Origin of the sequence: Micromonospora sp. NBS 11-29 (assembly GCF_002140155.1) — a bacterium.
GTDB lineage: Bacteria > Actinomycetota > Actinomycetes > Mycobacteriales > Micromonosporaceae > Micromonospora.
In genome coordinates this window covers 23,794-36,665 of record NZ_NAPR01000020.1, presented here as the reverse complement: position 1 = coordinate 36,665, position 12,872 = coordinate 23,794, and the positions used below count along the sequence as shown (strand labels likewise).

The window sequence follows — 12,872 nt, the reverse complement described above, 5'->3', positions numbered from 1 at the left end:
CTGATGACGCTAGGGGGGTCAACCGACAGGAGTCAAGTTGCTTTTTGCCCATGACACCGAATGTGCGCTCCTCGCCACCATCGCGCTGGTGAACACCGCCGCCCCGGGCCGGGAGGAACTGCCCGACGTGGCCGCGCTCGACCGGTTCTTCACCACCTACGGGTGGAGCGGCCGGCACGAGCACACCGACGACGAACTGCGCCAGGTCCGCGCGCTGCGGCCCCGGCTGCGCCGGATCTGGTACGCCGACACCGACGAGGTGGTCGGGATCGTCAACGGGCTGCTCCACGAGTCACGGGCGTTGCCGCAGCTCATCCGGCACGACGACCAGCCGTACCATCTGCACGCCGTGCCCCGCGACGCGCCGCTGGCCACCCGGATGGCGGTCGAAGCCGCGATGGCCGTGGCCGACCTGGTCCGGATGGACGAGCTGAGCCGGCTGCGGCACTGCGACCACCCCGACTGCGAAAACGTGCTGGTCGACCTGTCGAAGAACCGGTCCCGACGCTTCTGCGACGCCGGATGCGGCAATCGCGCCGCCGTCAGCGCCTACCGGGCGCGCAGATCAGCGTCCCCTTCCTGACGCACCCCGTGGTCAGGGTGGTCGGGGTGGTCGGACGCCATCTCGGCGAAGTGGTGGCATCCGTTCGGCACGGATGCCACCACTTCACCGAACTGGTATCGATCTTTGACCCGCGGCCCAGCGGCCGAGCCAGGGATGGCGGCGTACTGATCATCCCGCCCTCCCCGCGCCTGGGCGAGGCGATTACCGCTGTGGTGGCGCGGCCAGGAAAACCCGCCAGGGGTACGGGTCGAAGGTGAGCACCGGCCCGGCCGGGTCCTTGCTGTCCCGCACTCCGACCACGCCCGGCAGGTCGACAGCGACCTCGACGCAGTCGTTGCTCTGCGCACTCCGGCGGCTCTTGCGCCAGGTGGCGCCGCTCAGATCCACGACTCCGACACCTCCCTCACGAACTCGATGGACTCCTGCGGAGGCAACGCCTCGCTGAGGATAGCTTCCCAGACTCGTTGCAAATGGCCCAGATCCGCTGGTTGATCAACCTCCTGACCGCCCGTCAGGGTGGCCATGAAAGCCAGGTCGGTCCCCTCCCGCAGGGTCGCCAGAATGAACGGGCCGCCGAGCCCTGGATACTCCTGTGCAGACCTGGGAACGACGTGCAACCGGACCCGAGGGTGCTCGGTAGCGATCCGCGCCAGATGCGTCGCCTGATCGCACATCGTCTTGCGGGTGCCGACCTGCCGGCGCAGCGCGGCCTCGTCCAGCACCGCCCACAGCCGTGGCGGCTGCTCGTCATAGAGGAGGCGCTGCCCCTCCATCCGCTCGGCCAACCGGCGTTCGACGACGTCCGGGTCGAGCACGCCACCCGCCTCGAACACCGCGCGGGCATACGCCTCGGTCTGGAGCAGGCCGGGCACGTACAGCGGCTCGTACCAGCGCAGCACCCGCGACTGCGCGACGATCTCGCCCCGGCCTCGCAGCCAGGGCTGAGCACGGTCCCGGCTGACCAGCTCGGTGAGCATCCGACCGAAGAGACCGCCGGTGTCGAGCGCCTGGTCGACCAGCTCTACATACTTCGCGGTGGGCGGCTGATGGCCCAACTCCACCGCGCTGACCATCGACGCCGAGTAGTTGACCGCCCGGGCCAGCTCCTCCTGGCTCCAGCCGCGTCGTACCCGTGCCCGACGCAGCTCAGTGACCAGGAAGGCCGCCGCCGTCATCTGCCCGTCCGCCATCCAGCCGCCCTCCAGCGCCGCGCTGATCGACTCCGACGCCACGCCAGCGGCTGGGCGACCCGCCGCAGCATGCCTCGCGTAGCACGCACAAAGCCTTCCGAGCGTAGTCACATGGTCAGCAGACTGTGAAGGCGACGCGAACGCTCCATTCCCCCGAGTAGGGCGTCGTGGTGGGACCGCCCGCTCCCCCGGCCGGGCGGTCCCACACCGGCCGGGGCGGCCACGTCACCAACGACTCAGCTCGAAAGGGACCGCGCATGCCCTCATCCGACCCGCCACACCTACCCCTGCGCCCGCTCTGGCTCTGCCGGACCTGCGGCACGCCCTGGCCGTGCGCGACCGCGCGCCTCACCCTGGTCGGCGAGTACGCGGCCGACCCGGTCGGGCTCAGCGTCTATCTCTGCGGCGTGCTCTACGAGGCGACCGCCGACCTGCACCGGCTTCACCCGCACGACCGGCTCGACCCCGCCGTCCTCTACCACCGTTTTCTCGGCTGGGCCCGCCGTCGGGCGATGCCCTGATCAGGGGTGCGTCATCCGGAGCAGGTCCAGCGCCTCGTCCAACTGGGTCTCGGTGAGCTTGCCCGACTCGACGTGGCCCCGCGAGATCACCACCTCGCGGATGGAGACCTGCTTGGCCAGCGCCTCCTTCGCGATCGAGGCGGCCTCGTCGTACCCGAGGTGACGGTTGAGCGGGGTGACGATCGACGGCGACCCTTCCGCGTACGCCAGGCAGACCTCGGCGTCCGCGACCAGGCCGGCCACCAGGCGCTCGGCGAACAGCCGGCTCGACGCGGCGATCAGCTTGATCGACTCCAGCAGGTTGCGGCCCATGACCGGGAGCATCACGTTCAGCTCGAAGTCGCCCTGCGAGCCGGCGAAGGCCACCGCCGCGTCGTTGCCGATCACCTGGGCGCAGACCTGCCGCATCGCCTCGGCCACCACCGGGTTCACCTTGCCCGGCATGATCGACGAGCCGGGCTGGAGATCGGGGATGCGCAGCTCACGCAGGCCGGCGCGCGGGCCCGAGCCCATCCACCGTACGTCGTTGGCGATCTTGTAGAGGCCGACCGCGACGGTGCGGAGCTGACCCGACGTCTCCACCAGCGCGTCCCGCGCCCCCTGCGCCTCGAAGTGGTTGCGCGCCTCGGAGAGCGGCAGGCCGGTCGAGTCCCGCAGCCGCCCGATCACCTTGCCCGCGAAGCCGAGCGGCGTGTTGATGCCGGTGCCCACCGCGGTGCCGCCGAGCGGCAGCTCGCCCAGCCGGGGCAGCGCCATCTCCAGCCGCTCCACGCCGTAGCGGACCTGCGCGGCATAACCACCGAACTCCTGCCCCAGCGTGACCGGGGTGGCGTCCATCAGGTGGGTACGCCCGGCCTTGACCACGGTCTCGAACTCGGCGGCCTTCGCCTCCAACGCCATGGCGAGCTGCGTCAACGAGGGAAGCAGATCCTCCACCACGAACTGGGTGGCGGCCAGGTGGATGGACGTCGGGAACACGTCGTTGCTGGACTGCGACGCGTTGACGTGGTCGTTCGGGTGGACGTCGCGGCCCAGCTCCCGGCTCGCCAGCGACGCGATCACCTCGTTGGTGTTCATGTTGGACGACGTGCCGGAGCCGGTCTGGAACACGTCCACCGGGAACTGGTCGTCGTAGCCGCCGGCGGCGACGTGCGCAGCGGCGGTGGCGATCGCCTCCGCCACGTCCGCGTCGATCACCCCCAGCTCGCCGTTGACCTGGGCGGCCGCGCCCTTGATCTGCGCCAGGGCCTTGATCTGGGCCGGTTCGAGCCCACGCCCGGAGATCGGGAAGTTCTGCACCGCGCGCTGGGTCTGCGCCCGCCACAGCGCCTCGGCGGGCACCTCCACCTCGCCCATCGAGTCGCGTTCGATCCGGTATCCGGTCGCCTCTGGAGTCGTCACGCGTACCATCCTGCCGCGCCCGTCGCCCATGTGCAGGGGAAAGCGGCGGCGGCTCAGGCCAGCCCGGCCAGCAACTCCTCGGTCGCCCGCTGCTCCGGCGACTCGACCTGACGGAACAACGTCAGCGCCCGGGCGGCGTACCGGCGGGCCTGGTCGGCGTCCGTGTCGCGCAGGCACCGGGCCATGCCGTCCAGCGCCCGGGCCTGCTCGAAGCGCGCGCCCAGCGCGGTCGCCTGGTCGAGCACGCGGCGATGCAACTCCAACGCGCCGGCCGCGTCGCCCTGGTCGAGGAAGGCGCGGGCCAGCAGGTTGCGCGAGGCGTACTGCCCGATCCGGTCCCCGGCGTCGATCATTGCGGCGAGCGCGTCACGGTGCCGGGTGGCGGCCCGGTCCGGTCGCCCCTCCTCGCGGTCCAGCCCGCCGATCTCGTTGAGCAGCTCACCTTCGCCGGCCCGGTTCCCGTTCTTCCGTTTGAGCTTGATCGCCGCCTCCAGCAACCGGCGGGCGTGCCGCCGGTCACCCATCCGGCGCCGGATCATCCCGAGATGGCCGACGGCGTTGGCCGTGTGCCACTGGTCGCCCCGGCGACGGGCCAGGAAGAGGTGCTCCTGCGCGTCCCGGAGCGCCTCGTCGCAGCGGCCGAGGAAGAGCAGCGCGAGAGACCGGTTGTTGAGCAGGGGCAGCGCCCGTGATTCCAGGTCGTGCGGGAGCGCCACCAGATCCAGCGCCTCGTCGAGGCATTCCAGGCCGCGCCGGTACTCGTTCATGCTGCAGTGCGCGGCGGCCTGGTTGATGAGGTGACGGACCGTCTCGCGCCGCAGGCCGAGCCGCCGGCACCGGTCCACCACGGCCGCCATCAGGCGGGTCGCCTCGTCGAACCGGGCCAACCGGTTGTACGTCGCGGCGAGCCGGTTGGCGGTGAACGCCTCGGCGTCCTCGTCGCACAACTGCCGTGCCGCCCGCAACGCGATCGTCTGCGTCTCGACCAGCTCGTCGAGGTGGCCGTCATGGAAGTCGAGGAACCAGGTGGCGCCCGCGAGCTGCCAACAGTGCCGCAGGAACTTCTCGCTCTCGGCCAGGCGGACCAGGGCGCCGAGCGTGGTCCGGTTCTCCTCGAACCACGCCCGGCCGCGCTCCTGGTTGACGGCGAGCAGGTCGGGACGGGCCGTGGCGGGCAGGCGGTAGAGATCGTCGATGCCGGACAACGGCTCGATCTCCCGGGCCAGCTCGACCGCGGCGTACAGGTGGTGGTCGAGCAGGCGGACCAGCGCGGCCCGCCGGGCGGCGGCGCGCGCCGGATCGGCCAGCAGCACCCCGGCGTACTCGCGTAGCAGGTCGTGCAGGCGGTACTGCCCCGACACCGCCTCCTCGACGAGATGCGCGTCGACCAACTCGTCGAGCAGGTCCTGCGCCTCGATCAACGGCAGGTCCGCCAACGCCGCGGCCACACCACCGTCGAACCGGCCCTCGGGCTGCAACCCGAGCAGCCAGAACAGGCGCTGGGCCGGGGGCGACACCTGCGCGTACGACAGGGCGAACGCCTGGCCGACCGAGCGCTCCCCGGCGGTGAACTCGGCCAGCGTGTCCGGCCGCGAGGCGAGTCGCGCCGCCAGATCGGACACCCGCCACCCTGGTCGATGCGCCAGCCGGGCCCCGGCGAGCCGGATCGCCAGCGGCAGGTAGCCGCACCGACGGACGACCTCCGCCGCGGCCGTGGGCTCAGCGCCCAGCCGCTCCACCCCGACCACCCGGCCGAGCATCTCGACCGCCTCGTCCGGGTCCAGGACCGGGAGCGAGAACGGCCGCCCGTCGTCCAGGCCGACCAGTCGTCGGCGACTCGTGACCAGGACCAGGTTCTCCGGCCCGTTGGGCAGCAGCGGCGCCACCTGGGCGGCGCTGGCCGCGTTGTCGAGCACCACCACCGCCCGCCGACCGGCCAACTCGTTGCGCCACACCGCCAGCCGGCCGTCCAGGTCGACCGGGATGCGCATGGGCGGCACGCCGAGCTGCTGCAACAGCGTCTCCACCGCCGCCGCGCTGCTCACCGGTGTGCGCTGGCTGTGCCCGTGCAGGTCGACGAAGAGCTGGGCGTCGGGAAACCGGTCGGCCAACGCGCCGGCCACATGCACCGCCAGGGTGGTCTTGCCACTACCGGGCATGCCGTCGATGAGCTGGACCCGGGCGCCCTCCTCGGCGATCTCCTTGACCAGCCGGGCCACGGTCTGCTGCCGTCCGGTGAAGTCGCTTATCGCCCGGGGCAGCGCCCGCACCGGCGTGGCGGGGCAACTCTCCGACCCGCCGAGCGCCGGGTCACCGGTCAGCACCCGCTGGTGCAGCTCCTGGAGCGCCGCGCCCGGCTCGATGCCCAGCTCCTCGGCGTAGATCCGCCGGCCCTCGCGGTAGACGGCGAGCGCGTCCGCCTGACGGCCGACCGCGGACAGGGCCAGCATCAACTGCCCGCGCAGCCGCTCCCGCAGCGGGTTGCGTTCGACGTTCTCGGCCAGCTCGTCGATCAGGTCGACGGCCCGGCCCAGCCGCAACTCGACGTCGACGCACTCCTCCAGCACCGCGAGCCGCTGCTCGTCGAGCGTCTGCGCGCGCCGCCGTACGCTCCGGGCGGCGATCCCGGCCAGGGCCGGGCCACGCCAGAGGGCCAGGGCGTCGCGGTAGTGCCGGCGGGCGTCGGCCGCGCGACCGGCGGTCGCCTCGGCGCGGGCGGTCTCCACGGTACGGGCGAACACCGCGGCGTCGAGGTCGTCCGGCTCGACCCGGATGCCGTACCCGGCCGGGTCGGTGACGATGGTGTCGGCGGGCAGGCCCAGCGGCACGAAGCGTTGGCGCAGCCGCGACACGCAGATCTGGAGCTGGGCCCGGGCGGTGGCCGGCGGGCGTTCCTCCCAGACCGCGTCGACCAGCTCGTCGAACGGCACCACCCGACCGGCCCGCAGCAGCAGCATGGCGAGCACGGCCCGGTCCCGTCCCGCGGTGACGGTGGCTTCGCCGCCGCCCACCCGCAGAGACCCCAGGATCCCGAACCGCATCTGCGCCCCCGTACGCCGCGTGCAACTTCCAGCAGCGTAGCCCGGCGATCACCGAACGACGCGTCGAGGCGATAGTGATCTGATAGCGGATCGACAGCGACGACGCCCAGACTCGTACCCAGGTTGTCGGTACGGCATCCGACGGGGGCGGTGCGATCACCCGGCCGTGCGGCCGGGTGATCGCACCGATGTCGATGCACGGCAGACGCACCGAGGGGCACCCGGGAACATCCCGGGCGCCCCTCGCGTATGTCGGGGTCAGCGTCGGCCGACGGTGAGCACCGGCTTGGTGACCTCGGCGAAGAAGTCGTTGCCCTTGTCGTCGACGACGATGAAGGCGGGGAAGTCCTCGACCTCGATCTTCCAGACCGCCTCCATGCCCAGCTCGGCGTATTCGAGCACCTCGACGTGCTTGATGCAGTCCTGCGCCAGGCGGGCGGCCGGACCGCCGATCGAGCCGAGGTAGAACCCGCCGTACGTGCCGCAGGAACGGGTGACCTGAGTGGACCGGTTGCCCTTGGCCAGCATCACCATCGAGCCGCCGGCGGCCTGGAACTGCTCCACGTAGGCGTCCATCCGGCCGGCGGTGGTGGGGCCGAACGAACCCGACGCGTAGCCCTCGGGGGTCTTCGCCGGGCCGGCGTAGTAGACCGCGTGGTCGCGAAGATATTGCGGCATCGGCTCACCGGCGTCCAGCCGCTCGGCGATCTTCGCGTGCGCGATGTCCCGGGCGACGACCAGCGGGCCGGTCAGCGACAGGCGCGTCTTCACCGGGTATTTCGACAACTCGGCGCGGATCTCGGCCATCGGCCGGTTCAGGTCGACGCGGACGACCTGCTCGGTGTCCAGCGTCTCGTCGGTGACGTCGGGCAGGAAGCGGGCCGGGTCGGTCTCCAGCCGCTCCAGCCACACGCCCGACGGGGTGATCTTGGCGACCGCCTGCCGGTCGGCGGAGCAGGAGACCGCGATCGCCACCGGGCAGGAGGCACCGTGCCGGGGCAGCCGGACCACCCGCACGTCGTGGCAGAAGTAGCGCCCGCCGAACTGCGCCCCGATGCCGAAGTTACGGGTCAACTCCAGCACCTCGGCCTCCAGCTCCAGGTCGCGGAAGCCGTGCGCGCTCATCGAACCCTGCGTCGGCAGCGCGTCCAGGTATTTCGCGGAGGCGTACTTGGCGGTCTTCAACGCGTACTCCGCGGAGGTGCCGCCGATGACGATCGCCAGGTGGTACGGCGGGCACGCGGCGGTGCCGATCAGCCGCAGCTTCTCCTCCAGGAACTGCATCATCCGCGTCGGATTCAACAGCGCCTTCGTCTCCTGGTACAGGTAGGACTTGTTGGCCGAGCCGCCGCCCTTGGCCATGAAGAGGAACTTGTACGCGTCCGGGTGGCCGTCCGGGTCCTCGGCGTAGAGCTCCACCTGGGCCGGCAGGTTGCTGCCGGTGTTCCGCTCGTCCCACATGGTCAGCGGGGCGAGCTGGGAGTAGCGCAGGTTGAGCCGGGTGTACGCCTGGTAGACGCCGCGCGAGATCGCCTCCGCGTCGGCGCCGTCGGTGAGCACATGCCGGCCACGCTTGCCCATCACGATCGCGGTGCCGGTGTCCTGGCACATCGGCAGCACACCGCCGGCCGCGATGTTGGCGTTGCGCAGCAGGTCCAGCGCGACGAAACGGTCGTTCGGCGAGGCCGCCGGATCGTCGATGATCGACCGGAGCTGGGCCAGGTGGGCCGGGCGCAGGAAGTGGGCGATGTCATGCATCGCCTCGGCGGTCAACGCGGTCAGCGCGGTGGGCTCCACGGTGAGGAAGCGACGGCCACCCGGGCCGTTGACGACGTCCACGCCCTCGTCGGTGACCAGGCGGTATTCCGTCTGGTCGGGACCGGTCGGCAGCAGGGGTGCGTACGAGAAGGCGGCGGCACTGCTCATGAGCGAAAAGCCTAGGGCAGAGCGATCGATCGGTGACACCCGCCGGTGGGTCGTGGGACGCCGCTCTCACCCGGCGTCACCCACCGTTGGCGCAGAGTTCCTTCTTCGGCCCGCAGTCGCCCCGGCCGCCCGGCGGACGCCAGGTGTCACCCGGGTCCGGCACCGGCACCGCGCCCTGGTCCGGCACCGACCCGCCGACCGGTGGCGGCGTGCCGGCCGCACCGGCGCCCCAGCGGACGTACCCGATTTCCCGCCCCTCCCCGATGACCATGCCGTTCGGGCCGACCGCCAGGGCGTTCGCCGGGGTGCGCAGCTCGGCCAGCACCCGGCCCGTGCGCGGCTCGACCGCGATCAGCCGGGACGGCTCGTCCGCCGTGAGCACCGCCGCGTACGGGGTGAGCGCCGCGCCGCTCCGGCCGCCCGCGGGTCTGGTCCACCGGGTCCGGCCCGCCGACAGCTCGCGGCCCAGCAGCGATGCCTTGTCGGCGCTGCGCACCACCGCGTACCGGTCGTCGACGGCGAGCAGCTTCTCGCCCTCCGCGCCGAGCTGGAGCAACCGGCCGTCGTAGCCGTCGAGCACCGCCTCCCGGCCGTCCGGCGCCACCCCGACGAGCACGTTACGGGCGCCCTGCGGGTCCTTGCGCTGCGCGCAGCCGGCCGCGTCGGCGGTACGCAGGTTGACCCCGGCACGCCGCCACACCTGCTGGCCGGTGGCCGGGTCGACCGCGGTGATGACGAAGTAGCAGCTCCCGTCGCGGGAGGTGGCCGCGATGCGCAGCAGGCGACCGCCGATCACCGCCAGCCGTTCCTCCCGGCCCGGCTGGACGTTTTGCAGCACCCGGCCGGTGGCGGTGTCGACCACATGCACCCGCCCGTCGACCGGGAAGCCGAGCAGCGGCGGGACCGACTCCGCTCCGGCCACCCCGCCGTCGATCCGGGTCGCACCCAGCCGCCGGGTGCCGAGCAGCTCCGGGTTGTCGGCCAGCAGACCGCTGTGCACCCCGGGCAGGAACGCGCTCCACAGCGGAGCGTTGCCGCGCGGCTCCCAGGCCCGCAGCGTGCAGTCGGTGGCCTGCACGCAGTACGCGTCCAGCAGCAGGTTGCGATACGTCCAGACGGCCACCGCGCGATCGTCGCGACGCCGGGTCACGCCGGTCACCGGGTCGAGCACCTCGTACCCTTTGTCGNGTCGGCCTTGCGCTCCCAGAGCTGGGTGCCGTCGGCGAGGTTGCGCGCCTCGGTGCGGGTGCGCTGCTCGACGATCACGGTGTCGCCGGCGATGGTGACGCTGCGCGGGGTGCCGTCGATGCGCTGCTGCCACGCCACGTCCGGCTCGGAGATCGGCGAGCTGCGGTCGACCCAGTCCCAGAGCCCGGGGAAGGGGTTCCAGACGCCGGTGGCGGCGAGCACGACCACGGTGATGAGCCCGAGCAGCAACCAGCCGCGTCCGCCTAGGCCCTTCACACGGACACGGTAGCGACGATCACCGCTGCGCCGGGTTCCGCGCGGGGCGTGTCGCGTCGCTTCTTGCGCGCCCACGGATGTTAGGAGGGGCCCCCTCCTATACCGGAGGCGTTAACAGGGTGCCCTTCCTTCGCCCCGGGCGGCGGAGCGGACCAGCGGCAGCGTGCGGTACGGGATCTGCTCGGCAAGCGCGATGATCGTGGAGGCGCGTCGGATGCCCTCCGAGGCGACGATCTGGTCGATGACCCGTTGGAGGTCGGCGTTCGACCGGGCCACGATCCGGCACAACAGGTCGCTGGAGCCGGTGATGGTGTGCGCCTCCAGCACCTCGGGGATGGCGGCCAGGTGCGCGGTGACCTGGTCGTGGCCGTGCCGTTGACTGATCTCCAGGGTGACGAAGCTGGTCACCCCGAAGCCGATCGCGGCCGGCGAGATGTCCGGCCCGAACCCGCCCACCACGCCTCGGCCGATCAGCTTGTCGAGCCGCGCCTGGACGGTGCCCCGGGCCACGCCGAGCCGCCGGGAGCACTCCAGCATCCCGATCCGGGGCTCCTCGGCGAGTAGTGCGAGCAGCTTGGCATCCAGCTCGTCGAGCTGTACATCCTGACCAGCGTTCATGGTGTCTGACAGTACCGAATGCGCAACCTGACCAGCATTATCGCCAACTATTGCCCACTGCCGGCCCGCCCGGAGATCCTCGCCTGAGGAACAGACCACGGCGGCCCACGAGGCCGGCCGGTACGCGAGGGAGGCCACCATGACCCAGGCGATCGACCGACCCAGGTTGACCGAGGAGACCGACGCCGACGTTCTCGTCGGCGCCGTCGCCCACGACATCAGCCGGGACCCGTTCCCGGTCAGGGGCCTCGACCACCTGCACTTCCTGGTCGGCAACGCCAAGCAGGCGGCGCACTACTACTCCACCGCGTACGGCATGACCTGTGTCGCCTACCGGGGGCCGGAGCAGGGCTACCGGGACCACGCCCAGTACGTGCTGACCAGCGGCTCCGCCCGGTTCGTGCTGACCGGCGTGGTCCGCCCCGGCGCGGACGGCGAGGCGCACGTCGCCCGGCACAGCGACGGCATCTCCGACATCGCGCTGGAGGTGCCGGACGTGGACGCCGCGTACGCGCACGCCACCGCGCAGGGCGCGACCGGCCTGCTGGAGCCGCACGACGTCAGCGACGAGCACGGCACGGTCCGGATGGCGTCCATCGCCGCGTACGGGGACACCCGGCACACCCTGGTCGACCGGTCCCGCTACACCGGGCCGTTCCTGCCCGGCTTCGTCGCCCGCGCCCCGATCGTGGACCGGCAGCCGATGATCGACGCCGGCCTCCAGCCGAAGCGCTTCTTCCAGGCCGTCGACCACGTCGTCGGCAACGTGGAGCTGGGCNCGAGTTCATCGGCGACGACATCGCCACCGACTACTCGGCGCTGATGAGCAAGGTGGTGGCCAGCGGCACCCGCAAGGTGAAGTTCCCGCTGAACGAGCCGGCGGTGGCCCGGAAGAAGTCGCAGATCGACGAGTACCTGGAGTTCTACCAGGGCCCCGGCGCCCAGCACATCGCGGTGGCCACCAACGACATCCTGGCCAGCGTGGACGCCATGCGGGCGGCCGGCGTGGAGTTCCTGGACACGCCGGACTCCTACTACGAGGACCCGGAGCTGCGCGCCCGCATCGGCAAGGTCCGGGTGCCGATCGAGGAGTTGCAGTCCCGCAAGATCCTGGTGGACCGGGACGAGGACGGCTACCTGCTCCAGATCTTCACCAAGCCGGTGCAGGACCGCCCCACCGTCTTCTTCGAGCTGATCGAGCGGCACGGCTCCCTCGGCTTCGGCAAGGGCAACTTCAAGGCCCTGTTCGAGGCGATCGAGCGCGAGCAGGAGAAGCGCGGCAATCTGTGACACTGTCGGCGTNGTGGGCGGCGGCTTCGCGCCGCCCACCCCGCACACCCCGCCGACGTACGCCGGCCCGCCCGGCTATCCGCCGCCACCCCCGGGGTACGCCCCGCACCCCGGGTTCGTGCCACCGACCCTCGCGCCCAGCGGTCAGCCGCTGGCCAACTTCGGCGACCGGCTGGTGGCCTGGCTGATCGACACGGCGGTCGCCAGCGCGGTGGCGCTGGTGCTCTTCGCGCCGGTCCTCGTCTGGCTGGTGATCCGGATGATCGACCGCATCCCGGCGCCCGGCCCGGACGGAACCGTGGCCGAGCCCGACCCGTCGGTGATCTTCAGCGAGTTCTTCGTGCCGGTGCTCCTGGCCGAGCTGGGGCTGTTCCTGCTCGTGCTCGTCTTCTACTGGCTCTATCACGTCGAGTACGCCCGCCGGACCGGCCAGACGCTCGGCAAGAAGGTGATGAAGCTGCGGATCGTCCCGCTCCGGCCGGACGCGCCGCTGACCCGGGCCGCGCTGGGCAAGCGGTACCTGGTCGAGTTCGTCGCCGGGTCGCTCGTACCGTTCCTGAACTACCTCGACGGATTCTGGCAACTCTGGGACAAGCCCTGGCAGCAGTGCCTGCACGACAAGGCGGCCGGCACCGTCGTCGTTAAGGTTGCACCGTGAACGCGCACAAGGCACCGCAGTGAGTGTCGAACCTGGCTGGCACGTCGACCCGGCCGATCCGGAGACCCGCCGGTGGTGGGACGGCGAAGGCTGGGTCGGTGCGCCGATCCCGATCGACGTCACCCCGCCCGACGGCCCACCGCCCGCCGAGCCCGAACCGGCCCCCGCGACGCCGGGCACCGGCCCCACCGCCGACCG

General features: G+C 71.8%; 10 protein-coding genes and 2 pseudogenes. 5 read left to right on the top strand and 7 right to left on the bottom strand.

Features of this window, described 5'->3' with window-relative positions; genetic code table 11:
• The first annotated feature begins 37 nt into the window (after positions 1–37).
• A complete protein-coding gene (locus B1205_RS22505; protein WP_089157422.1) occupies positions 38–583 on the top strand; it encodes a CGNR zinc finger domain-containing protein in 546 nt (181 codons plus the stop codon).
• A 183-nt stretch (positions 584–766) separates the two neighbouring features.
• On the opposite strand, the gene B1205_RS22500 is transcribed toward B1205_RS22505, so the two are convergent.
• Together B1205_RS22500 and B1205_RS22495 are read right to left on the bottom strand one after the other, a co-directional pair.
• Entirely contained in the window at positions 767–952 is a 186-nt protein-coding gene (locus tag B1205_RS22500) for a DUF397 domain-containing protein (RefSeq protein WP_089157421.1), read from the bottom strand.
• The gene (locus tag B1205_RS22495; protein WP_089157521.1) at positions 943–1,755 is read right to left on the bottom strand and encodes a helix-turn-helix domain-containing protein; all 813 of its coding nucleotides are present in this window, start codon (positions 1,753–1,755) and stop codon (positions 943–945) included. Before B1205_RS22495 ends, B1205_RS22500 begins: the two co-directional genes overlap by 10 nt.
• A 257-nt stretch (positions 1,756–2,012) precedes the next feature.
• Between B1205_RS22495 and B1205_RS22490 the strand changes: the two genes are divergently transcribed.
• Positions 2,013–2,276 carry a hypothetical protein gene (locus B1205_RS22490; protein WP_089157420.1) on the top strand — a complete coding sequence of 88 codons (264 nt, stop codon included), beginning with the start codon at positions 2,013–2,015 and terminating at the stop codon, positions 2,274–2,276.
• On the opposite strand, the gene B1205_RS22485 is transcribed toward B1205_RS22490, so the two are convergent.
• The 5 genes and pseudogenes from B1205_RS22485 to B1205_RS22465 form a co-directional block, all read right to left on the bottom strand.
• The gene (locus B1205_RS22485) at positions 2,277–3,686 is read right to left on the bottom strand and encodes a class II fumarate hydratase (protein ID WP_176308755.1); all 1,410 of its coding nucleotides are present in this window, start codon (positions 3,684–3,686) and stop codon (positions 2,277–2,279) included.
• A 44-nt stretch (positions 3,687–3,730) separates the two neighbouring features.
• A complete protein-coding gene (locus B1205_RS22480) occupies positions 3,731–6,718 on the bottom strand; it encodes an AfsR/SARP family transcriptional regulator (protein WP_089157419.1) in 2,988 nt (995 codons plus the stop codon).
• 258 nt (positions 6,719–6,976) lie between these two features.
• Positions 6,977–8,644: a fumarate hydratase gene (locus B1205_RS22475; RefSeq protein ID WP_089157418.1), complete on the bottom strand. Its 1,668-nt coding sequence runs from the start codon at positions 8,642–8,644 to the stop codon at positions 6,977–6,979.
• Positions 8,645–8,720: 76 nt separating this feature from the next.
• Positions 8,721–10,081, bottom strand: a pseudogene (locus B1205_RS22470) (outer membrane protein assembly factor BamB family protein).
• Positions 10,082–10,219: 138 nt separating this feature from the next.
• Positions 10,220–10,726 carry an Lrp/AsnC family transcriptional regulator gene (locus B1205_RS22465; RefSeq protein ID WP_089157417.1) on the bottom strand — a complete coding sequence of 169 codons (507 nt, stop codon included), beginning with the start codon at positions 10,724–10,726 and terminating at the stop codon, positions 10,220–10,222.
• A gap of 139 nt (positions 10,727–10,865) precedes the next feature.
• Between B1205_RS22465 and hppD the strand changes: the two are divergent.
• From hppD to B1205_RS32180, 3 genes and pseudogenes are all read left to right on the top strand, one after another.
• Positions 10,866–12,016: pseudogene (gene hppD / locus B1205_RS22460) on the top strand (4-hydroxyphenylpyruvate dioxygenase).
• Positions 12,017–12,029: 13 nt separating this feature from the next.
• Positions 12,030–12,674, top strand: coding sequence for an RDD family protein (locus tag B1205_RS22455; RefSeq protein WP_254910136.1), 645 nt, complete (start codon positions 12,030–12,032; stop codon positions 12,672–12,674).
• A gap of 19 nt (positions 12,675–12,693) precedes the next feature.
• Positions 12,694–12,872 (top strand): DUF2510 domain-containing protein (locus B1205_RS32180; protein ID WP_441338545.1); only part of this gene is annotated, 179 nt, incomplete at its 3' end.